This window comes from Bacillus sp. B1(2022) (assembly GCF_040259625.1).
Classification (GTDB): domain Bacteria; phylum Bacillota; class Bacilli; order Bacillales; family Bacillaceae; genus Bacillus; species Bacillus velezensis.
In genome coordinates this window covers 77,105-97,949 of sequence record NZ_JANIFO010000010.1, presented here as the reverse complement: position 1 = coordinate 97,949, position 20,845 = coordinate 77,105, and the positions used below count along the sequence as shown (strand labels likewise).

The following is a 20,845-nucleotide window of genomic DNA, read 5'->3' as shown; positions in this document are numbered from 1 at the left end:
GTTGGGTGGAAAAAAAGAAGCCATTCTCGCATTGCTTAACGATTCATTCAATAAGGAAGAGTTTCCGTTTCTTGATAATGAGAATTTTGACTTCGCAAAAGGGAAGCTTTCGATTTTTATTGAAAGAGATAACTGGCTTTTAACGTTCCAGCTGTTTGGATTGTCGAGATTGGGACCAGCTATTGATTTTTATGCGGTGGGTAATCAATTAACAAATAATGAAGTAAGTTTTTTAGATGATGAACCGTTTTTATTTGCAGATGAAAAAGGAAATTTGCTGGAATTGGAAGATATAGAATCGGGTTTTACAAGTAAACAAATCAATGTGTCTCTTAGAGAGAAAACATTTCAATTTTTTATTGAGCAGGAAATAAAAGATAAGATTTCCCCAAAGAATGAATGGATTACATGTTTGAGGCATATGACCAAAAATAGATTATTTCTTGACACACTTTGGCTGACGAAACAAGAACAACTGGAAATAGCGGGTCTCTCTTCGGAGTATGAACAATTGTATTCAACAGAATTATGGATGCATCCAGAAGGAGAAAAAGATTTGCCTAGTTTGTCTCCTTTCTTTCAATCAATTGCCGAAGCAATTTCCCGTCAAGAGATAGCATATATTCAAAAACATGATGATGGTAACACAGAGTGGCCAAAATGGGCACACACAGATTCTGTTCAATACTTTTGAAGATATTATAGACATGCAGTAATTGGAAATAATCCGTTATATATTAAATAAATTATTATGTGGAAGATAAAATATAAAAATAATTTAATAAGGAGAATGAATTTTGATTAAAAGTAAAGAAATTCTTAGCCTATTAGATGATGAATTTAGTGAATTAAACCGACCAATTTTTGAATGGCGTGAATCTAATTATGTTGGGAGTAAATGTACCTTATTAAGATTAAATGATGACAATTGGTTACTGGCAATTCATTGCTTCGAAGTAGATTCTAAAGGACCTTTTCTGGCTATTCATACCTATAGTAACTGTTTTTCAGACAACTACAAATCGATAATAATTGATGACTTCGCCTTAAAGACTGAAGCAGGTGAGAAAATAACATATAGTGAAAGTGATTTTCAACAATTAAGCGAAGTAATGGAAATTGAAATTAAAGAGTCTCGTTATTGCGTAAATATTCACCAAAGAAATGAATTCCAAAAGAGTACAAAAGAAAGGGCTTGGAAAACTTATTTCAGGAATTTGTTTGAGGATGCTTCTTTTAGAGAGGCGCTTTGGATAAAGCCAAAAAAACTATTAAATATACTGGATCTAAAAAGCGAAGCAGAAGGAGTATTCGAAACAGAGGATTGGGAATATCCTGATTACCTAACAGATCCAAGCCAATTAATTTCTTTTCAATCATTTGCGCAATATCTTGAAAAAGGCGCAGGTTCAGTTGATGTAGGTGATGTAAATAATAACTGGAGGGAGTGGGAGGATTACGATATTGAGTAGTTGATGAAGGAAACCTTTTTAACCTCTGGGCGTACAGAATTCAGACACGATATTATTCAGGGAATGAGCGGTATGAAATAGAAAAGAAAGAAGGCCGTTCTATTGGGATATTGGGAAGAAGAATATAAAAACAAGAAAGTTTTACTTAGTGATGAAGGCTTAGATATATGTTTTGATGCTGTAGAGAAATTTTGTGAATTATATAAGAGGGAGCTGGATAGAGAACCGATATTAGAAGAATTCTTAGCAACTTTAGTTACCGTAATGAATACAAATGGAGATTCTTCTTTCACAGAGTTAGTTGATAAGCGAATAGTAGAAATAAAGCCAACGACCAGGAAAGTGAAACCAATAGCTAAAGTAACACCGGGAGCTGTTATTCAAATACCTTTGGATAAGATCGGGAAGTATACTTATGCTTGGGTCATTGAAGGTGATCTATCAAAAAATAAAGACGATGACATTCTTATTCAGTATTATAATATTTTCACTGAAAATACACTTAGCAGAGAAGAAATCATTCGTCTAATGAAAGAAGAAAATAAGAAAATATTTGCGGCTAATACCGGGCACACAGGTTTTCTGCAAGGAGATTGGAAAGTAATATCCAAGATGCCTCAAGAGATAATAGAGAAAAACAGTCATTCTCAATTGAAATTTGTTTTATATGAAGACGGTAAATATCTCATAAGTGAAGGCGATTCATTTGCATCAGAAGATGAATTAGCAGAGGCAGATGAGAAAACAGGCAAGGACATCCCTAACCCATTAGGTATATTTGGACATTCATCTGTAGAATCTATTCTCTATAAATATTTTGCAGGAATGTCAATGGAAGAAATCATAAAGAATGAATTGTAAAAGACTGATTCCTTACATTCTTGCAATTAATGTTAAAGGATACTTACTGTACAGATACTGACAGTAGTAAATGTTTTGAATGCTGAACGAGACATAATATGAAAAAAATCAATCTCAACTCTATTACACAAAAAGAAATCTTACAAATAGAAAAACAATTTGAACGAATCGCATTAAACAAAATAGAAAACAATCAAGAAAAGTTTAGAAAAATGGGATTGAAAATTGAAGCTGCTTTTGGAAGAGTCGGAGACGAAAAAGTAATAGGAAACGAAGTACAGCCCTCAGATTGTTTTGAGAATAGTTATAACTCATTAATATTTTTTTCTGTAGCTTATTTGGATGGTACCGACTTTCATGATAATGAAGATGGCTATTGTATAGACCATTTAGATATATGGATTTGTGAAAGAAGGTTGTTTTCGGGGAAAGTGGGATATTTAACAGATTTAGAAAGTGAAGAGGAAATAGCAAAAGAAATCCAAGATAAGATAAATCAATTGTTTTTAGAAGCTACAGATATAATAAAAATATTAAAAGAGTAATTTATGGCTTCTTTTAGTTATTTTTAGAGAAGAGATTTAGAGAGGTTACCAACCTCTCTTATCTTATATGATAAAAACCAAACTACACACGGAACACGTGGGAATAACATATCGCTGAGACGAAGTAAAAGACAAGCGCTACCGCTAACAGGCTACCAATACGACGAAGGAACTTATTCTATCTCATACGATTTACAGTGTATAAAAGATAGAAGGAGAGAATTAAATGTACTATTTTTATGAAATATCAACTCTCAATGACTATGATTCGGTTGAAAAAGAGTATAAAACAATAGAGGATTTAATATTTGTTATATTAAAAAATATGGAAAATAAACAATACGCAATGTATTCTTACTCTGTTTCAAATAAAGATAGTGATACTTGTATATTCTCAGCGAGCTTAAAAACAAATACTTTGTTTAATAAAAAAATCTCATTTATAAAAACCTCAGCAGAAGAGTACAAAAATACAATAATTGCGCATGAAAATATAATCTTATTGGAAAAAGATGTTGAGTTAAAAGATATATTAAATGGAGCCCCTTTAGCAGAGAAAACAATTATTAAAGATTTACTGGATTATGTTCTTTATCATATAGAAATAACAGATTCCGAGACAATCAGAATAGGATCTAGACATAAGGAAAATATTATAAACATTATTAAATAATGGCATTAAATAAAAAATAGATGAGCCTGTTGATCATCTTTTGGTTAACAGGCTTTTTAAAAAAAATTATAGATAATAAGTGGGTAGGTGATTAGAACTGAGACAGTAAAAGGTGACAATCGATTTAAACTTAGCTTGAATTCCAGAGCGTCATTCAAATCATTTACTACTAAATTAAAGCTATTAAGTAGAGAACGAGGAGACAGCATGGCCAAAATCGGAGACGGTTGTCTGGAACTTGAAATAACACCGAGAAGGTATCATGAGGCGAAGGATGATCCATTTATCTCAACAACGTTTGAACTGTTGGAACATAATAAAGCAATCGCCCGCGATTACTCTGCCGTTTTATTAGAAAGTGAATATAAAATGCTGATATCAGATATTGAAGCATTATCAGCAGGCAATCAAGACAGGATACGTTTAGAAACAATTGAACCATTTTTTATCCTAAGTATTGATAAAGAAAACGAACATTACAGATTTATCATTAGATTTATGGAGAATCATTCAAATACAACCTTCTATAAATTGAACTGTAATGAAGAAAAGCTAGAAATTTTCGTGAAGACTTTAAAATCAGATCTCAAAGACTCCAAAACTTTATTAGGGAGATAAACGGTGTACAAGACAATTAATGAATGGGTAGATTATATAGACGGAGGGTGCGCTGTCCTTCATTTTGACTTTCATGTGTTTAAAAAAGAGCTTTCACTTAAGATTCAGGTCGTTGAAAATAAAGCCGAATGTACGCATAACATTCTTTTTCAAAATGCAGCATCTGTTTATTTTAGTGCAGATATTGGTGATATGAGATTAGAAAAAATAGATCCGGAAGAATACAATTGGCAAGTATTTGAGATGAGTTACCACCCGGAAGGAATCGGTAATCTATCAAATGCTGTAATTCCGGAGTATCAATCAAATGCTAATTTTCTTATAAATATGAACAGCATGCTGATTGCTGTAGAAGCTGAAACAGTTCGCTTTGACGACCAATCATTTTATGCGTATCATCCGAAATCATAAATAAACAAATAAGAGAGGTTCCCAGCCTCTCTTTTCTTACATAACGAAACCGTTTACGGAGGTAAACATGAACACTCCTTTAAATTTACAAAAAGAATCATTGAGGGCTATAGGGAATCTGAATGTGATTAATCCGCTTAAATACAATTCGATTTATTCATGTGATCTAGTGAGTAAAGATACTTTTTCTCAATTAATGAATGACTTAGAGTTCGAAACAGCTCTAATAGAAGTAATGGCATTCCCTTCTTTTATTGAAGAATGGAAGAAGAAGGTTGAAAAGAAAATGATACATATGAATACTGTTTCGAAAAAGTTCATTCATATTGAATGTGCCCTAACCAAAGAACAATTGATGGCAGATCACTTATTAGATGAATTATATTTTTTAGCATCGATCAATGACTTTGTAGTTATAATAGCAAACCCTGCCAAAAATAAGTCCTATATGAACCTGAACACTCAAAAGGTTGATGTAACTACTGAAAATAATGAAAAAATCATTTGGTTTGAATACGATGCAGCAGATTTATATATCATTGATTAATTTAATATAAATTCCAGATTCCTAATCAACGGAGTGTTGCTGATGTTAGAACTTACCGCGGAGCGGGTTGGGTCATATAAAAGAGAGCACATCATCTATTTCAATGCGGGTCGGGATGATCAAGTGTTTATTGTGTCGGTGCATGATCACAAAGTAATATTGGAGGTTATGAAAGGCAGCTCTCTTTTAATCAAAAAAGAGTTACACGGATTTTCTGAAGATGCCCATTTCTATCTGGTTGATTCGTACGATGACACTATCGTGATCGTTTACCTGGAAAATCATACGTGTCAATTAGCCGTATGCTGCGTAAACAGTAATAAAATCAATCCGATTTGTTCTTTTCTATTAAGCGCCAATGTATTTCATCTGGGTGAGGATGGATTACTATGGATCGGATTAACGGACGAGGGTATGTATGATGAGAGAAACCCTCAAGGGAAAGCGATATTTGCTTTTCATGCAGAAGACAGAACGTTTTATTTTAAAGACGATTTTAAAGAAATGATGCATGAGTGCTATGCCGTACAATCGATCAAATCTGATTTGTATGTATGTTTCGAGGGAGAGGATTGCTGTATCATCGGGCATTATCAGATTGGACGGGACAGAATTCGTACTGTTGCAGAATATGTGCTGGACGGCGATCAATACTCCTATTGTGATCAGCTATCCGTTTCGAAAAAAAGGGTGCTGCTGATTCAGAGTCACGAGGATACCCTATTTGCATTTCATGAAGAGAACAAAGGCTTATCAGAGACTGACGTCATGATACACGGTATTGATAGAAAAGGAGAAACAACGTACAGAGCCGTACAGGACCGCATGTTTATCTTTCATGATAACGATTTATATCTGGTGAAGTATTGATTACTTCTATGCAGCATACATGCCGGCAGAATGAAAATATCCTGTAAGGAAGTGTTCAGTGATGAGAGAAAAGTTAATTGACAAGCTTGAGGAAAACAAGAGGCATTTTTTAATGAAACAGGTGCGTGCCTCGCTAAGATCTTGTGAAGAATCAGGGTTTGTTTATCAATTAGCTGAGGCAGAACAAAGCAGGCAGATATTTGAGACTATATTATCGAATTCTTTCCCAAGTGCAGTGCGTGAAGTTGATATAAGCGACAAGGAGACAGCCATATCGCTTATTTTAGAAAACATTGCGGATACGGGGGTTGAACGGATGAATGATATTGTTTATCTGTTTCATCCGTATAGTAATGAAGTCGGTGCTATCAAATGTGCGCTGAAGGATTGTGCAAGTCATCTGCACTGTCTCATGGATTTTATAGATTTTGAAGGCCGGCTGCTTTCTAACAGCTTTATTTTAGTGGAGCCGTCCTTCTCATTTTCTGTCTGTTTATTTCACACAGAATACGGCTGTGAGCTTGTGTGTAAACCGCCGAAAAGAGGTACAAGATGCATCCCTTTTTTATAAAGAACACAAAGGAATCGGCAGTCTTTCAATTTCGAATATATTCCTTATTTCATGAAGACAAAGCGTTGCCCGAACAAGTTTTTAAACAACGAAAACATTATTATCTATTCGAAGAATTCCACTGGGTCTTGTCTGAAGAAGGCTGGGAAATGCTCAAAAGTTTGGCGCATCATCATCACGATGAATTTATCTTAATGGCTGTTCTGACACAACCGGATGATATGAATCGGTTTTACGAGGAATTCGGATATTTTAACTGGTTAAAGATTCCTTTAAATATAACCGAAGATGAATATCTTTCAATCTTAACTGATTATCCAAAGCACAGTAAAAATGACAGCATAATGAATATTGCATCCCGCGTCGTATGGGCTTCACCGACTTTAAAGTGGGCGATTTACGGAGAGAGAGATTTTGAAATCTGTATTCTAGGTATTGATCAGGAGATTGCGGGAAAAACGTTAGGATCATGGAGGCCCTTAGACGACCGTGTTTTAGACTGGGTATCTGTTGTATTCCCGGATCAGATTGTTTCGGATGAATTTCAAAAAAAGCTCGCGGCGCATTATAAATACAAGGGGCAATGACATGAAAATAAAAATGAATAAGATAGTCGAAGAATCAGTAAAAGGATGTTTTTGTCATTTTGATTACTGCGGGCATCTGTATCTCGGACGGCATCAGAATGACGGGCTTTCGTTTACGATCATCGATGAATTAGGTGATATTCGAGTGATTCTGAGATGTTAAGATCCAACAGATATTCTTTAAATGATGACGTCATCCAAAACCTGAAATTACACAAAAAAGAATTAGAGGGTCCGCTGCCTTCAGATGCTGGGAGATTTGAAGAAGACTTTGAGGGGGCTGACTGCGCGGGGGATTTTTATGAGTATTTCGCGCTTATCTGCGGCAGCTTAGATTTTGTGTTGGCAGATAAACAAATGCCTGCGCGGCAGCGTAAAGCTTTATATAAATCCTTTTTTGAGCTGTATCCTCAATATGCGCAGCTGAAAAATGCTTTAACGGATTATCCGGAGCTCAGCCGGGAAATCGGGCGGCATGAACGGGTGAGAGGGCTGTTGGTCAGCATTTTAAACAAGAAAGGCAGGCTTCTGACGTGAAAGAACCAACAATAGCAGAATGTCTGAAGAAGGCTGATCTGATCCTGAACGGTCAAGCGGTAAGGGAAGAAGTGTCGGATTGGGCGCCTGAGTATGTGAGTGCAGATGATCCGGCGGTTGAGGATGAAAACGTTTGGGAGATGCTCGTGTATTTGAGCGGGTTTGATCTGAAAGATTCGCCTGATTCTTATCTGCATACGATAGAAGAATTAAAAGATTGGATGCAGACATATAAAGAAATTCATGGGGGTTTGTAAGAAAAATTCATTTGAGTCAGACATGCCAATTCAGAAAAAAAGGAGGCAAAAATGGAATGGCACAAACATGAGAAAGCAGTTCTGCTGGGGCCGGATTCGCCGGGTTGTTTTGAATTGACGGAGTTTACGTTCTATACCGGGTATAACGAGTTTTATGATAAAATCCCGGTGTTTGAGCTGAAGCTGGCTGATGGACAGTATGATGCTGTGCTGCGGTTTGAAGGTGTGAGTGCTGCCCGGCTGGATGATCTGGAGAGCATCACCGACATCCGTCTGGGTATCAGCCCGGTCGACGGCGGCTGGGAATCGATACGCTATTATGTCGATGACGGGGAAGGAAGAATGAGCTTCTATTGCGCCAAGTGGGTCGTGCTTGACATGAAGAAAAAGCAGTCCCCCGAATGGCCCGGCAAAACGTCAGGGTAAAGCGGCGGCATTTCGCGTATAATGAGGGGAGCCGGACAGAGAAGGAGTTTAGTCATGAATGAGTTTAATGAATATGCGATCAGCCCCGAAATCCGACGGGCGCTGAATGGCTTGCAATACACCGAGCCGACTGAAGTGCAGCGGCGCGTCATCCCCGCCGCGCTGCAAAAAAAAGACCTCGTCGTCAAATCGCAGACGGGCAGCGGCAAAACCGCGGCTTTCGGCATTCCGATCTGCGAGCTTGCGGAGTGGGAGGAAAACAAACCGCAGGCGCTGATTTTAACGCCGACCCGCGAGCTTGCGGCGCAGATTAAAGAAGATATCACGAATATCGGCCGTTTTAAACGGATAAAAGCCACGGCGGTTTTCGGAAAAGCTTCTTTTGATAAACAGAAAACCGAACTGAAGCAAAAAAGCCACGTCGTTGCCGGAACGCCGGGGCGTGTGCTTGATCATATAGAAAAAGGGACGCTGCCGCTTGAACGGCTGGCGTATGTGGTGATTGACGAAGCGGATGAAATGCTGAATATGGGATTTATTGAACAGGTGGAAGCCATCATTCAGCATCTGCCGAAAAACAGAGTCACCATGCTGTTTTCAGCGACGCTGCCGGATGACGTCGAGAAGCTGAGCCGCACATATATGAAAGACCCTGAATTGATTGAAGTAAAAGCGGAAGGCCTGACGACAAAAGACATTGAGCATTTTGTCACCAGAACAGAAGAAGAGGACAAAACATCTTTGCTGCGTGATGTCCTGATCACCGAAAACCCGGACAGCTGCATTATATTCTGCCGGACAAAAGAAAGAGTCATCCAGTTAACCGATGAGCTGGACAGGCTGGGCTATCCTTGCGATAAAATTCACGGCGGCATGGTGCAGGAAGACCGCTTTGACGTTATGAACGAGTTCAAGCGCGGCGAGTTCCGCTATCTCGTTGCGACCGATGTTGCCGCCAGAGGAATTGATATCGAAAACATCAGCCTCGTCATCAATTATGATATTCCGCTTGAAAAAGAAAGCTATGTGCACCGCACCGGCCGAACGGGGCGCGCCGGACACCGCGGCCGGGCCATCACGTTTGTGACGCCGTTTGAAGCGCGGTTTCTGAATGACATTGAGACATATATCGGTTTCCGCATCCAAAAGCGGGAAGCACCGTCAGAAAAAGAAACAGCGGAACGGAAAGCGGCTTTTGCGGAAAAATTGAACGCCCGCCCAGACGTCAAAACAGACAAAAGCGAACAGTTAAACAAAGACATCATGAAACTGTACTTTAACGGCGGGAAAAAGAAAAAACTCAGAGCGGTCGATTTTGTCGGAACGATTGCGAAAATCGACGGCGTTTCAGCCGATGATATCGGGATTATCACGATTCTGGACAACGCATCGTACGTCGAAATTCTGAACGGCAAAGGCCCGCACGTTCTTGACATCATGAAAAATACGACGGTCAAAGGCAAAAAACTGAAAGTCCATAAAGCCAAGAAATAAAAAAGAAAGCCTGCCGCGCGCAGGCTTTTTTTACGCCGTCTCCTCGGGCACAAACGCAAGAATGCCAATCCCGATTACAAACAAAATGATCAGGCTGAACACGGCGGCTGACGAATTTCCGGTCAGCTGGGCGGTCACGGCAATCAAAAGCGGGCCGATAATCGAAGCGAACTTGCCGAAGATATTATAAAAGCCGAAAAACTCATTGGCGTTCTGTTTGGGGACAAGCTTTGCAAAGTAAGAGCGGCTCAGCGCCTGAATACCTCCTTGGGAAGTGGCGACAAGCATAGCCAAAACCCAGAAATCAAAAGCGGAATCCATAAAATAAGCATACGTGCAGACAATCATATACACGCCGATTCCGGCATAAAGCATCGTTTTTCCTTTAAACCGTTCGGCCAGCCGTCCGTACAAAATCGAAAAAGGCGCGGCGACGACCTGAGTGACAAATAAAACAATCAGCAGATTTGCCGCGCTGATGCCGAGGTCAGCCCCGTATGACGTGGACATCGTAATGATGGTGCCGACCCCGTCGATATAGAAGAAATAGGCGAGCAGAAACAAAAACAGCGCCCGGTGCTTCCTGATCTGCCTCAGCGTGCCGGCCAGCCGTTTAAAACTGCTGAGTACAAGCCGCGGCTCCCTCTCGATATAATAGCGCTGGCGGACGCGGAGAAGGAGCGGGATCGAAAACAGCCCCCACCATGCCGCCGTAATCAAAAAGGCAATGCGGCCGGCAGCCTGGGCGGACAGCGGAATCACCTCCGCTTGTGCTGAAAGAATCACGGCAATGCTGAGGAGAAAAGGGATCGTACTGCCGATATAGCCCAGCCCAAACCCCCTGGCGGACACCATATTCATCCGCTCCTTTGCGGCCACATCAACGAGAAACGCATCATAAAACACATTAGACCCGGCAAAGCCGATCGTGGAAATCGTATAACAAATTAATAACAGCATCCAAGATTCGCCGGGAATCAAAGCCAGCGCGGCGGTGCCCGCCACACCGATCAGAAAAAAGAAGGCAAAAAACCGTTTCTTGCATCCTTTGTAGTCGGCAATCGTTCCTAGGACGGGGCCGAGCATCCCCAAAATAAAAGTCGCGGCGGCAATCGTATAGCCCAAATAAGCGGTAGAATCCGCCGCGCTGACACCGTTTTCCGCCGCCGCGGCTTTAAAAAACAAGGGGAATACCGCCGTCATAATAATGACCGAATAAGCTGAATTGGCCCAATCGTACAGCATCCAGCTGCTTTCTTCTTTCGAAAACCGTTTCATCACACACGCTCCTTCCCAAAAACCGGTTCTCTGCATTATATGCGCCGCTGCCTCATCGTTGGACAATGATTTCTGAACGGCGTTTTCTGATTGACCTGGAGATATTGACCTAGTTCAAAAAGGATGTAAAATCAAGGTGTAGCAGGTAAATGGTCAGGCGGGAGGGAGACAGAATTGAAGATTGCGAAAGTCATTAATAATAATGTTGTCAGTGTGCTCAAAGAAGGCAATCAGGAATTGGTTATCATGGGCCGGGGCATTGCTTTTCAAAAGAAAACGGGAGACCCGGTAGATGAAGCCCGCATTGAGAAAGTGTTCACGCTCGATAACAAAGATGTATCCGAAAAGTTCAAAACCCTTTTGTATGATATCCCGATCGAATGTATGGAAGTATCCGAAGAGATTATCAGCTATGCGAAATTACAGCTCGGCATAAAGCTCAATGACAGCATCTATGTGTCGCTGACCGACCATATTAACTTTGCGATCCAGCGCAATAAGAAAGGGCTGGATATCAAAAACGCCTTACTGTGGGAAACGAAACGGCTGTACAAAGACGAATTTGCAATCGGCAAACAAGCGTTGGCCATGGTAAAAAACAAGACTGGCGTGTCTCTGCCGGAGGATGAAGCAGGCTTTATTGCGCTGCATATTGTCAATGCCGAGCTGAATGAAGAGATGCCCAATATCATCAACATTACAAAAGTCATGCAAGAGATTTTGAGTATCGTAAAATACCATTTTAAGATTGACTTCAACGAGGAATCACTTCACTATTATCGGTTTGTCACCCACTTAAAGTTTTTCGCGCAGCGTCTTTTTAACGGCACACATATGGAAAGCCAGGACGATTTTTTGCTGGAGACAGTGAAAGAAAAGTACCATCGGGCGTATGAATGCACGAAGAAAATCCAAACATGCATTGAGAGGGCGTATAAGCACAAGCTCACCAGTGACGAGCTGCTGTATTTAACGATTCACATAGAAAGGGTAGTCAAATAAGCATAATGAAAGCGTTGGCATTTTTGTTTTCTTGTATTCACTTTTTTACATTCACATATGATCTTGTTAGGATTGTTACTGATAAGCAGGCAAAACCTAAATTACAATGAGCGCTGATCATTTCTGTTTGTGCTGATGGTAATTTAGGTTTTTTTAAGATTCATTATTATCATTATTCTGACCGATGTCCCCTTTTAACAGAATCATGTATGATCGATAAAGAAATCGTTTTCAAAGAAAGGGGAATGCCGACATGTTTTATCGTATGAAACGAGTGCTGCTGCTTCTTGTCACTGGATTGTTTTTGAGTTTGTGTGCGATCACTTCTACTGCATCAGCTCAAACAGGCGGATCGTTTTTTGAACCTTTTAACAGCTATAACTCCGGATTATGGCAAAAAGCAAATGGTTATTCCAATGGAGATATGTTCAACTGCACGTGGCGTGCAAATAATGTATCAATGACGTCATCAGGTGAAATGCGTTTGGCGCTGACAAGCCCGTCTTATAACAAGTTTGACTGCGGGGAGAACCGCTCCGTTCAAACCTATGGCTACGGACTTTATGAAGTCAGAATGAAACCGGCTAAAAACACAGGGATCGTTTCATCGTTCTTCACTTATACAGGTCCAACGGATGGCACTCCTTGGGATGAGATTGATATCGAATTTTTAGGAAAAGACACGACAAAGGTTCAATTTAACTATTATACAAATGGCGCGGGAAACCATGAGAAGGTTGCGGATCTCGGATTTGACGCGGCCAATGCCTATCATACGTATGCGTTCGATTGGCAGCCAAACTCTATTAAATGGTATGTCGATGGGCAATTAAAACATACTGCGACAAGCCAAATCCCGACAAACCCGGGAAAGATCATGATGAACTTGTGGAATGGGATAGGTGTCGATGACTGGCTCGGTTCCTACAATGGTGTAAATCCGCTATACGCTCATTATGACTGGGTGCGCTATACAAAAAAATAATGTACAGAAAAGGATTTCCGCTGGCGGAAATCCTTTTTTAATTAAAACGAAATAATCCCAATCAAAAGCGCCGCAATCGTCATCACAATCGTTGTCCCCACGGCCCATTTAATAGTGAATTTTTGATGATCGCCAAAGCTGACGCCCGCCATTCCGACCAATAGATAGGTGGATGGCACAAGCGGGCTGAGCAGATGCACCGGCTGGCCCAGCAAGGAGGCTCTTCCGATTTCAGCGGCGTCTATTCCGTAAGCGGAAGCGGCTTCGGCGATGATGGGAAGCACACCGAAGTAAAAGGCGTCATTTGACATGAAAAAGGTGAAAGGCATGCTGGCAATCGCAGTGATCAACGGCAGATGCGGGCCCATGGCATCAGGGATGAGGGAAACGAGAGAATGCGCCATCGCATCCACCATTCTTGTGCCGGAGAGAATGCCTGTGAATATGCCTGCCGCAAACACCATTGAGACAACGTTTAACGCATTACCCGCATGCGCTGAAATCCGTTTCTGCTGCTCTTTGACATTTGGATAGTTGATCATCAAGGCGATGGCGAACGCGATCATAAAAAGAACAGGGATGGGAAGCAGGCTGGTGATCAGCGCGGCCATCAGGGCGACAGTGAGCAGCAGGTTGAACCATTGGAGAGCGGGACGCTTCAGCGGCGCCGCCTCCGGATCAGAAGACGGCGCGTGTTCAATTGAAATGACACCGAGCCGCTTCCGTTCTTTTTTTCCGAGGAGATAAGCAACGGCGATCACCCAGAGAACGCCGGCAATCATAGCAGGAATCAGCGGTGTGAAGACCTCCGACGTGTCCAATTTCAAGGAAGCCAAAACCCTCGCCGTCGGCCCGCCCCACGGAATAATATTCATGACGCCCGAACCGAGCATCGCGATTCCCGCCAGCACCAAACGGTTCATGCCGAGCCGTTTGTAAAGGGGCAGCATTGCCGCAATCGTAATCATATACGTTGTTGTCCCATCTCCGTCCAGCGAAATGGTCATCGTCAGAACCGCTGTGCCGATGGCGATTTTTAACGGATCCCCTTTGACAAGCGATAGAATTTTGGCAATGAGGGGATCAAACAGACCTGAGTCAATCATAATGCCGAAATACAGGATGGCGAATAACAGCATGATCCCGGTAGGAGCGAGGTCTGTAACGCCTTGAATCATCATCTCGCCGAGATCTTTGCCAAATCCGCTGATCAGGGCAAACACAACAGGAACGACAATCAAAGCAATAAGAGCGGAAAGCCGATTAGACATAATAAGATACATAAAGACAATCATCATCACAAAACCGAGTATGGCAAGCACGATATGACCTCCCCTGTTCAACAGCTATTTCGGTAAGCGTTTTCACAATTTATTTCTGTGAAAATGGCTTATTTCAAAATGTGTATGACCGCATATGTAAATACAGACCTAAAATCCTAATGAGCGGATCAGCAGTTTATATGAAGAACGCCGCGGGTAAATGTGCTGTAGAATGTTTCGTTTTAAAAGGGGGAACTGACATGAGTGATGATCAAAACAAACGAGTAAATGAACACTCAAAGGACGAACAGCTGGAGCAGTACCGGTCTGATAACAGCGGCAAAAAAATGACGACCAATCAGGGGCTTCGCGTGTCTGAGGATGAACATTCTTTAAAAGCGGGCGGCCGCGGCCCCACGCTGATGGAGGATTTTCATTTTCGTGAAAAAATGACGCACTTTGACCACGAGCGGATTCCGGAACGGGTCGTTCATGCGCGCGGGTACGGTGTTCATGGGCATTTTCAGGTGTACGAACCGATGACGGAATATACACGGGCGAAATTTTTGCAGGACCCGTCCGTCAAAACGCCTGTTTTCGTCCGTTTCTCAACAGTGGCGGGTTCCAAGGGGTCAGCCGACACCGTCCGTGACGCCAGGGGATTTGCGACGAAGTTTTATACTGAAGAAGGGAACTATGACCTCGTCGGAAACAATATTCCGGTGTTCTTCATTCAGGACGCGATCAAATTCCCGGATCTCGTTCACGCCATAAAACCGGAACCGCACAATGAAATGCCGCAGGCTGCGACGGCTCATGATACGTTCTGGGATTTTGTCGCAAACAATCCTGAATCCGCGCACATGGTCATGTGGACGATGTCTGACCGCGGCATCCCGAGAAGCTATCGGATGATGGAGGGCTTCGGCGTGCATACGTTCCGTTTCGTCAACGAGAAAGGAAAAGCGCGCTTTGTAAAATTCCACTGGAAACCCGTGCTCGGCGTTCATTCCCTCGTATGGGATGAAGCGCAGAAAATTGCCGGGAAAGATCCCGATTTCAACCGCCGCGACCTGTGGGAAACGATTGAAAACGGCGGCAAAGTCGAGTATGAGCTCGGTGTTCAGATGATTGACGAAGAAGATGAATTTAAATTTGATTTCGATATCCTTGATCCGACGAAGCTGTGGCCGGAGGAGTTGGTTCCCGTCAAGCTGATCGGAAAAATGACCCTTGACCGCAATCAGGACAATGTCTTTGCGGAAACGGAACAAGTCGCATTCCACCCGGGCAATGTCGTGCCGGGCATTGATTTCACCAATGATCCGCTTCTTCAGGGCCGGCTTTTCTCTTATACAGATACACAGCTCATCCGTCTTGGCGGGCCGAATTTTCACGAGATTCCGATCAACCGGCCGGTCTGCCCGTTCCATAACAACCAATACGACGGCTACCACCGGATGACGATTAATAAGGGCCCCGTCGCCTATCATAAAAATTCCCTGCAGAACAATGATCCGTCGCCGGCTTCAGAAGAAGAAGGCGGATACGTTCATTACCAGGAAAAAGTAGAAGGCAGAAAAATCCGCCAGCGCAGTGAGAGCTTCAATGACTATTTTTCTCAGGCCAAGATGTTCTGGAACAGCATGTCTCCCGCCGAGAAAGAACATATCATCTCCGCGTTCTGTTTTGAAGTCGGAAAAGTGAACAGCAAGGACGTGCAGCAGCAGGTGGTGGATGTCTTCAGTCACGTCGACGCCGGGCTTGCCGAGCGTGTTGCGAAAGGAATCGGCGTGAACCCGCCGCCGAAGGACCGTGAATCTGATGAAACGTTCACTTCCCCGGCCTTAAGCCAGGAAAACACGGTGAAGACGGCAGCGACAAGGCAGGTCGCGGTTTTAACCGACCACGGGTTTTCTGATGAGAAAGTCAAACAAGTGCTTGACGCATGCAAACAGGCGGGAGTCAGAGCCGATATCATCAGCCCCGCGCTGGGAACTGTCAAGGGAGAAAACGGTACGGAGCTGAAAGCGTCAGCCACTTTCCTGACAGCGGATTCCGTCCTGTACGACGCTGTTTTCATTCCGGGCGGAAAACAAAGCACAGACAGCCTCAAAGCCCAAAAATCGGCTAAAGACTTCGTCAGCGAAGCTTTCAGCCATTACAAAGCGATCGGCGCCTCCGGTGAAGGAAAAGAACTTCTCGCCCTCGCCGCCGGAACCGAAAACGGCCCCGGCCTTGTTCCGGACGGAAACCATGAACAATTTCTGAAGGCCGTGGCTGAGCATCGGCATTGGGACAGAAACATATAAGAATGAAAAAGCGCCTTTTATGAGAGGGGCGCTTTTTTCTTGTGAAAGTGAAATATCTGAACGAAGCATTAATATTGGGAGAAAACGAAAATGGCTTCCGTGCAAATCCGTACCTTCCGCTGTCCGGGACATTCAGACAACAGTTTTAGAGAGTCAGGGCATTGCATTATTTAAAGGGTTCTGACTGATGGTGAAATGATCTTTGGTTTACTTCCGCTCTGTGTTTGTGTATCTTAGGGGTAGATTTTCTGGAGGAGCGAATGATAGTGAAGCCGTTTACCGAAAAACAACTCGAAGAATATTACCGGCGTGACGAAAACATGATGATTTTGGTGTTTGCCCAATGGTGCGTCAATCATGACCTTGATCCGATGGCCATTTACAGCAAGGCTTATCCCGGACAGCCTTTAAACGAAGAGCTGCAAAAAACGGCTGAAGAGCTTGTCGTGCCGAAGGAGGAATCAGAACCGATTCCTGATCAAACCGTTATCGGCGTTTTGGAGATGTTCGGCAACTCCGATTTGGCGGAAGCCGTTTATGAAGCCATTGCGCAAAGACCTTCACGGTAAAAGAGGCGTGGATTTTCCATGTCTCTTTTTTTCATGGAGAAAATGTGAAAGAAGGCCCAGAAACAATTTACTGATCTGCGCTGTCTATAGAGTGTAACCCGTTTTCAAAAAGGGAACGGTAATGAAAAGGAGGAGTTGTGATGAAAAAGGCATTCAAAATGATGGCGGCCGTGCTCTTAACCGTGCTGACAGCCGCGCCGTTCGGAGGTTTCGCGCCTTCAGCCGAGGCCGCGCAAACCGCAAAGCCTGTTGTCAAAAGCCATACGTATAAGCATGTAAAGCAGCTGACATACCCCGAGGTCACAAATACGGGAAACGCATCTTTTGAAAAGAAAGTCAATCAGGACTTCAAGCGCTATATTGAACAATCGTACAAAGAATATGTGAAAAACAAAAAAGACGGTGAAAAACAAGGCTACAAAGCGGAATACCAAACAGATTTTAAGGTGAAGTATAATCAAGACGGCAAGCTCAGCATTCAGACGGAAGACTACAGTTACACAGGCGGCGCACACGGGCTGACATCCGTTCAGACCTTTAATTACGACCTGGCCGCGAAAAAACGGGTCACACTCGATAATGTGCTGAATACAAAAACGAAAGCTAACAAAACGAGAGACTATCTTTACGGCTACATCAAGAAACATGACGATCTGTTTGACCAGGACGTCAAAAAACAAGAGATCATCCTGAATAGCGAAAGACCTTTCTTCTTTACGAAAAACGGCATTGCCGTTGTGTTCGGACAATATGATCTCGGACCTTACGCGGCAGGAATCCGGGACGTTTTCGTACCTGCATCCGTCTATCAATAAAAAAAAGCGATATCACTCCAAAATGGAGCGGTATCGCTTTTTTTCTTTTACCAGACAAACAATCCGACAATCGCCGCGCTCAATAAGGAAACGGCAATTCCGCTGACAAGCAGCTTCCAGACGTTTTTTCCGATGATGGCTGATTTTTCACCATCAAGCAGAGATTGATAAGATCCGTAGATCATACCGATGGTGCTGAAGTTTGCGAATGATGTCAGGAATGTCGTAGCCACGGCAATCGTGTGCGGCGGAAGTGAATTCAGCTGCCCTTTCAGATCGGCCATTGCCACAAATTCATTCGTCGCGAGCTTGATGCCCATCAGCTGTGCGACATACATCGCGTCATGTACGCCTAATCCGAGGAGGAAGGCAAACGGACTGAAGATGTATGAGAAAATCTTTTGAATGGTCAACCCGTGCATGAACAGCCCGAGTACGCCGTTTAACGCGGCCGTTAACGCCACATAGCCGATTACCATCGCTAAAATGACAATGACCATGTTCATGCCGACAAGCATACTGTTAGAAATCGTGGAGAAGAAGTCTTTTTTCTCCGCTTTTGAAGGAACGTAAATAATATCATCCTCTTTAGAAACGTCCACGGGATTCAGCATATTGGCGATTAAAAGCGCGTTTAAGCAATTCAGCGGGATGGCTGTAAACACATAAGTGGACGGAACCATCGTCAAGTATGATCCGATGATCGAGCCGCTGATGCTGCTCATGCTCATCAGCCCGAATGTCAAAAGCCGATTGTTGCTGACGGCGGCAAGCTGCTGGCGGATGACGGCTAAAGCTTCCGTATTTCCTAAAAACATCATCTGGATGGAGAAAAAGCTCTCCAGCTTCGGCAGACGGGATATTTTAGAAATCAGCCAGCCGATTTTATCAATGAGCCACGGCAGAATACCGAAATACGACAGCATATCAAAGAAGGTCACGACGAAGATAATCGGCAGCAATGCGCTGAAGAAAAAATCAACCGTCGGATTGGCCATGACAGACGGAAAAGCGAACGCAATCCCTTGACTGGCGCAGGAAATCAGCCATGTAAAGAACGCGCCGATCTTCCCGATGACAAAGCCGCCGACTTTTGTCCCTAACATAAACCAAGTAATCAGAAACTCAAAGACGAGGAGCATGACAATCGGACGCCATTTAATCTTCTTCTTGTTGGGAGAGCATAAGAAAACAACAGCCATGACAACAATGAGACCGACAATGTTCAATAAAAAGTACATGTGAGCAACTCCTATAAGGGTATTATGGAAATAAAAAAAGCTCTTATTCGTCACAAATTCCTGAAAGCCAGAAAGTGTGATAAATAAGAGCCAAAAGAAAAGAATAGACTGACAGCATCATATGCTTTTCACTCGTTCAAATTTATGCAAACTTTCTTGTAGTCTAGTCTTTTACGGCACTAGGTAGAAACAATCAGACCATATTACTGATCATATACAAGAATAACGATATTACATGAGATAGCAGTATTTTATCGTTTCAATTTTTGAAAATCAACCTTTTTAGATATTTTCAAAATAATAAATTTATATTATAAATAAAGAAAATAAAGGATGTGCATAAGTAATTGGATAATAAAGGTATAAAAGACTCCCAAAAACAGTTCCAGTTCATTGTAAAGACGGGATGCAGCTGATAAAATGGATCTGAGGGCACAGCCTTCAAAAGACGGCAGAAAAGGGGTCATTTTCGTGATCATCCAGTTCATTCGTTACAGATAATGAGAGGTATAGATGAATAGGTTAAACCTTCCAATTTGGCGAGGTTTATTTGTCTATGCCTTTTTCATTTCATCGGAATAACGAATGAATGAGGTGTTTTTTTGACGTCTATAAAAAGAAAACGCGCGGAATTACTGCAATCATGCCAGTCCGTGTTCAGGTGTCCGCTATGCCGGTCGGCCATGGCGGTCTCACAATACCGAAGCTTGATTTGCGGACAGGGGCATACATTTGATATATCAAAACAAGGATATGTGAATTTCCTCAATAAATCGGTCAAAACCCGCTATGACAGGCAGCTGTTCGAAGCGAGACGCGAGCTTTTTGACAGCCGGGAATTTTTTGGGCCGGTTCAAAGGGAGATCGCCGCCATCATCACCCATATTCAATCTCCGCAAACATCAGCGGCGATATTGGATGCGGGGTGCGGAGAAGGGTCTCATTTAGCCGCCGTATGCAAATGGCTTCAGCCTGCTTTTTCCGTGACGGGAATCGGCATTGATCTCTCGAAAGAAGGTGTGCTGCATGCCGCAAAGGCCTTCGGGAATCATATGGTTTTTGCCGTCGCTGATGTGGCGGATGCGCCGTTTGCCGACAGCCGTTTTGATGTCATAATGTCTGTTTTATCACCTTGGAATTACAAGGAATGCAGCAGGCTTTTACGAAAGGGCGGCACAGTCATTAAAGCGGTGCCGCGGCGTGATTATTTGAAGGAAGTAAGGGAATTCTTCTTCGGAGACAGTCCTCGGCGGAATGACACCGCCGATTCTGCGGCCGGACGATTCCAAGCGGGCTTTCAAACCTTTGAGCGCAAACGGCTGTGTTACACAAAGACTTTAGCGCAGCCTGACCTCGAGCGGCTTGTGAAAATGACGCCCTTAACATGGAAATGTACTGATGCCAGCATCCAGCGGTTTATCAGCCGGAAAGAGGCTGCTGTCACGATAGATATCAATATTTTAATCGGAACCGATCCGCTGTAAAACGGAAAAGACACGCTAATCGCGTGTC

Annotated in this window: 25 protein-coding genes and 1 riboswitch; of the genes, 22 read left to right on the top strand and 3 right to left on the bottom strand. The window is 42.9% G+C overall.

The window, feature by feature from the left end; genetic code table 11:
• Position 1: 1 nt before the first annotated feature.
• The 16 genes from NQS30_RS16775 to NQS30_RS16700 all read left to right on the top strand — a co-directional run bounded on the left by NQS30_RS16775 (position 2) and on the right by NQS30_RS16700 (position 9,869).
• The gene (locus tag NQS30_RS16775; RefSeq protein ID WP_052941795.1) at positions 2-694 is read left to right on the top strand and encodes a DUF7003 family protein; all 693 of its coding nucleotides are present in this window, start codon (positions 2-4) and stop codon (positions 692-694) included.
• A 103-nt stretch (positions 695-797) separates the two neighbouring features.
• On the top strand, positions 798-1,472 hold the full coding sequence (locus NQS30_RS16770) for a DUF7003 family protein (protein ID WP_094032031.1): 675 nt from the start codon (positions 798-800) through the stop codon (positions 1,470-1,472).
• Positions 1,473-1,574: 102 nt separating this feature from the next.
• Complete coding sequence (locus NQS30_RS16765; RefSeq protein ID WP_108725236.1) at positions 1,575-2,333, top strand: Imm26 family immunity protein; 759 nt, start codon at positions 1,575-1,577, stop codon at positions 2,331-2,333.
• 98 nt (positions 2,334-2,431) lie between these two features.
• Positions 2,432-2,878 (top strand): hypothetical protein, encoded by a 447-nt coding sequence (locus NQS30_RS16760; protein WP_047936315.1) that lies wholly within the window; start codon positions 2,432-2,434, stop codon positions 2,876-2,878.
• Positions 2,879-3,104: 226 nt separating this feature from the next.
• Positions 3,105-3,551: a hypothetical protein gene (locus NQS30_RS16755; protein ID WP_032869333.1), complete on the top strand. Its 447-nt coding sequence runs from the start codon at positions 3,105-3,107 to the stop codon at positions 3,549-3,551.
• A 207-nt stretch (positions 3,552-3,758) separates the two neighbouring features.
• A complete protein-coding gene (locus NQS30_RS16750) occupies positions 3,759-4,169 on the top strand; it encodes a WapI family immunity protein (protein ID WP_032869335.1) in 411 nt (136 codons plus the stop codon).
• Between the two features lie 3 nt (positions 4,170-4,172).
• Positions 4,173-4,580 carry a YxiG family protein gene (locus NQS30_RS16745; RefSeq protein WP_025285511.1) on the top strand — a complete coding sequence of 136 codons (408 nt, stop codon included), beginning with the start codon at positions 4,173-4,175 and terminating at the stop codon, positions 4,578-4,580.
• Positions 4,581-4,647: 67 nt separating this feature from the next.
• Positions 4,648-5,127: a hypothetical protein gene (locus NQS30_RS16740; protein WP_025285510.1), complete on the top strand. Its 480-nt coding sequence runs from the start codon at positions 4,648-4,650 to the stop codon at positions 5,125-5,127.
• 42 nt (positions 5,128-5,169) lie between these two features.
• Entirely contained in the window at positions 5,170-5,997 is an 828-nt protein-coding gene (locus NQS30_RS16735; RefSeq protein WP_085341626.1) for a hypothetical protein, read from the top strand.
• A 112-nt stretch (positions 5,998-6,109) separates the two neighbouring features.
• The gene (locus tag NQS30_RS16730; RefSeq protein WP_253600590.1) at positions 6,110-6,568 is read left to right on the top strand and encodes a YxiF family protein; all 459 of its coding nucleotides are present in this window, start codon (positions 6,110-6,112) and stop codon (positions 6,566-6,568) included.
• Positions 6,550-7,155 carry a hypothetical protein gene (locus tag NQS30_RS16725; RefSeq protein WP_025285507.1) on the top strand — a complete coding sequence of 202 codons (606 nt, stop codon included), beginning with the start codon at positions 6,550-6,552 and terminating at the stop codon, positions 7,153-7,155. The genes NQS30_RS16730 and NQS30_RS16725 overlap by 19 nt, the downstream gene beginning before the upstream one ends.
• A 1-nt stretch (position 7,156) precedes the next feature.
• Positions 7,157-7,318 (top strand): hypothetical protein, encoded by a 162-nt coding sequence (locus NQS30_RS16720; protein WP_164463371.1) that lies wholly within the window; start codon positions 7,157-7,159, stop codon positions 7,316-7,318.
• Positions 7,312-7,692 carry a YxiJ family protein gene (locus NQS30_RS16715; RefSeq protein WP_100001661.1) on the top strand — a complete coding sequence of 127 codons (381 nt, stop codon included), beginning with the start codon at positions 7,312-7,314 and terminating at the stop codon, positions 7,690-7,692. Before NQS30_RS16720 ends, NQS30_RS16715 begins: the two co-directional genes overlap by 7 nt.
• Positions 7,689-7,949: a DNA-binding protein gene (locus NQS30_RS16710; protein ID WP_100001658.1), complete on the top strand. Its 261-nt coding sequence runs from the start codon at positions 7,689-7,691 to the stop codon at positions 7,947-7,949. The genes NQS30_RS16715 and NQS30_RS16710 overlap by 4 nt, the downstream gene beginning before the upstream one ends.
• 51 nt (positions 7,950-8,000) lie before the next feature.
• Positions 8,001-8,375 (top strand): hypothetical protein, encoded by a 375-nt coding sequence (locus tag NQS30_RS16705; RefSeq protein ID WP_124692662.1) that lies wholly within the window; start codon positions 8,001-8,003, stop codon positions 8,373-8,375.
• A 54-nt stretch (positions 8,376-8,429) separates the two neighbouring features.
• Positions 8,430-9,869 carry a DEAD/DEAH box helicase gene (locus NQS30_RS16700; RefSeq protein ID WP_052828004.1) on the top strand — a complete coding sequence of 480 codons (1,440 nt, stop codon included), beginning with the start codon at positions 8,430-8,432 and terminating at the stop codon, positions 9,867-9,869.
• 30 nt (positions 9,870-9,899) lie between these two features.
• On the opposite strand, the gene NQS30_RS16695 is transcribed toward NQS30_RS16700, so the two are convergent.
• On the bottom strand, positions 9,900-11,150 hold the full coding sequence (locus NQS30_RS16695; RefSeq protein ID WP_122504320.1) for an MFS transporter: 1,251 nt from the start codon (positions 11,148-11,150) through the stop codon (positions 9,900-9,902).
• 171 nt (positions 11,151-11,321) lie between these two features.
• Here NQS30_RS16695 and licT point away from each other — a divergent pair, with 171 nt between their 5' ends.
• Both licT and bglS read left to right on the top strand, forming a co-directional pair.
• A complete protein-coding gene (gene licT, locus NQS30_RS16690; protein ID WP_218791423.1) occupies positions 11,322-12,149 on the top strand; it encodes a BglG family transcription antiterminator LicT in 828 nt (275 codons plus the stop codon).
• Between the two features lie 253 nt (positions 12,150-12,402).
• On the top strand, positions 12,403-13,134 hold the full coding sequence (gene bglS / locus NQS30_RS16685) for a beta-glucanase (RefSeq protein ID WP_007407782.1): 732 nt from the start codon (positions 12,403-12,405) through the stop codon (positions 13,132-13,134).
• A 41-nt stretch (positions 13,135-13,175) separates the two neighbouring features.
• On the opposite strand, the gene citH is transcribed toward bglS, so the two are convergent.
• The gene (gene citH / locus NQS30_RS16680) at positions 13,176-14,456 is read right to left on the bottom strand and encodes a citrate transporter CitH (protein ID WP_059367523.1); all 1,281 of its coding nucleotides are present in this window, start codon (positions 14,454-14,456) and stop codon (positions 13,176-13,178) included.
• 200 nt (positions 14,457-14,656) lie between these two features.
• On the opposite strand from citH, the gene NQS30_RS16675 reads away from it, so the two are divergent.
• The 3 genes from NQS30_RS16675 to NQS30_RS16665 all read left to right on the top strand — a co-directional run bounded on the left by NQS30_RS16675 (position 14,657) and on the right by NQS30_RS16665 (position 18,092).
• On the top strand, positions 14,657-16,708 hold the full coding sequence (locus NQS30_RS16675) for a catalase (protein WP_218791422.1): 2,052 nt from the start codon (positions 14,657-14,659) through the stop codon (positions 16,706-16,708).
• Between the two features lie 260 nt (positions 16,709-16,968).
• Positions 16,969-17,277, top strand: a complete 309-nt coding sequence (locus NQS30_RS16670; protein WP_038456400.1) for a hypothetical protein — start codon at positions 16,969-16,971, stop codon at positions 17,275-17,277.
• Positions 17,278-17,417: 140 nt separating this feature from the next.
• On the top strand, positions 17,418-18,092 hold the full coding sequence (locus tag NQS30_RS16665; protein ID WP_082998192.1) for a DUF3298 and DUF4163 domain-containing protein: 675 nt from the start codon (positions 17,418-17,420) through the stop codon (positions 18,090-18,092).
• Between the two features lie 47 nt (positions 18,093-18,139).
• Here NQS30_RS16665 and NQS30_RS16660 read toward each other — a convergent pair whose 3' ends face one another.
• The gene (locus tag NQS30_RS16660; RefSeq protein ID WP_007407776.1) at positions 18,140-19,333 is read right to left on the bottom strand and encodes a NupC/NupG family nucleoside CNT transporter; all 1,194 of its coding nucleotides are present in this window, start codon (positions 19,331-19,333) and stop codon (positions 18,140-18,142) included.
• Between the two features lie 139 nt (positions 19,334-19,472).
• Positions 19,473-19,573: riboswitch (purine riboswitch) on the bottom strand.
• A gap of 362 nt (positions 19,574-19,935) precedes the next feature.
• Here NQS30_RS16660 and NQS30_RS16655 point away from each other — a divergent pair.
• On the top strand, positions 19,936-20,817 hold the full coding sequence (locus tag NQS30_RS16655) for a methyltransferase domain-containing protein (protein ID WP_218791421.1): 882 nt from the start codon (positions 19,936-19,938) through the stop codon (positions 20,815-20,817).
• The last annotated feature ends 28 nt before the right edge of the window (positions 20,818-20,845 follow it).

Bases quoted from the DNA above. Each gene is read 5' to 3' on its own strand.
- NQS30_RS16760 (WP_047936315.1), top strand. From the start codon at position 2,432: ATGAAAAAAATCAATCTCAACTCTATTACACAAAAAGAAATCTTACAA.
- NQS30_RS16755 (WP_032869333.1), top strand. From the start codon at position 3,105: ATGTACTATTTTTATGAAATATCAACTCTCAATGACTATGATTCGGTT.
- NQS30_RS16750 (WP_032869335.1), top strand. From the start codon at position 3,759: ATGGCCAAAATCGGAGACGGTTGTCTGGAACTTGAAATAACACCGAGA.
- NQS30_RS16740 (WP_025285510.1), top strand. From the start codon at position 4,648: ATGAACACTCCTTTAAATTTACAAAAAGAATCATTGAGGGCTATAGGG.
- NQS30_RS16735 (WP_085341626.1), top strand. From the start codon at position 5,170: ATGTTAGAACTTACCGCGGAGCGGGTTGGGTCATATAAAAGAGAGCAC.
- NQS30_RS16730 (WP_253600590.1), top strand. From the start codon at position 6,110: ATGAAACAGGTGCGTGCCTCGCTAAGATCTTGTGAAGAATCAGGGTTT.
- NQS30_RS16725 (WP_025285507.1), top strand. From the start codon at position 6,550: ATGCATCCCTTTTTTATAAAGAACACAAAGGAATCGGCAGTCTTTCAA.
- NQS30_RS16720 (WP_164463371.1), top strand. From the start codon at position 7,157: ATGAAAATAAAAATGAATAAGATAGTCGAAGAATCAGTAAAAGGATGT.
- NQS30_RS16715 (WP_100001661.1), top strand. From the start codon at position 7,312: ATGTTAAGATCCAACAGATATTCTTTAAATGATGACGTCATCCAAAAC.
- NQS30_RS16705 (WP_124692662.1), top strand. From the start codon at position 8,001: ATGGAATGGCACAAACATGAGAAAGCAGTTCTGCTGGGGCCGGATTCG.
- NQS30_RS16700 (WP_052828004.1), top strand. From the start codon at position 8,430: ATGAATGAGTTTAATGAATATGCGATCAGCCCCGAAATCCGACGGGCG.
- bglS (WP_007407782.1), top strand. From the start codon at position 12,403: ATGTTTTATCGTATGAAACGAGTGCTGCTGCTTCTTGTCACTGGATTG.
- NQS30_RS16675 (WP_218791422.1), top strand. From the start codon at position 14,657: ATGAGTGATGATCAAAACAAACGAGTAAATGAACACTCAAAGGACGAA.
- NQS30_RS16670 (WP_038456400.1), top strand. From the start codon at position 16,969: ATGATAGTGAAGCCGTTTACCGAAAAACAACTCGAAGAATATTACCGG.
- NQS30_RS16665 (WP_082998192.1), top strand. From the start codon at position 17,418: ATGAAAAAGGCATTCAAAATGATGGCGGCCGTGCTCTTAACCGTGCTG.
- NQS30_RS16660 (WP_007407776.1), bottom strand. From the start codon at position 19,333: ATGTACTTTTTATTGAACATTGTCGGTCTCATTGTTGTCATGGCTGTT.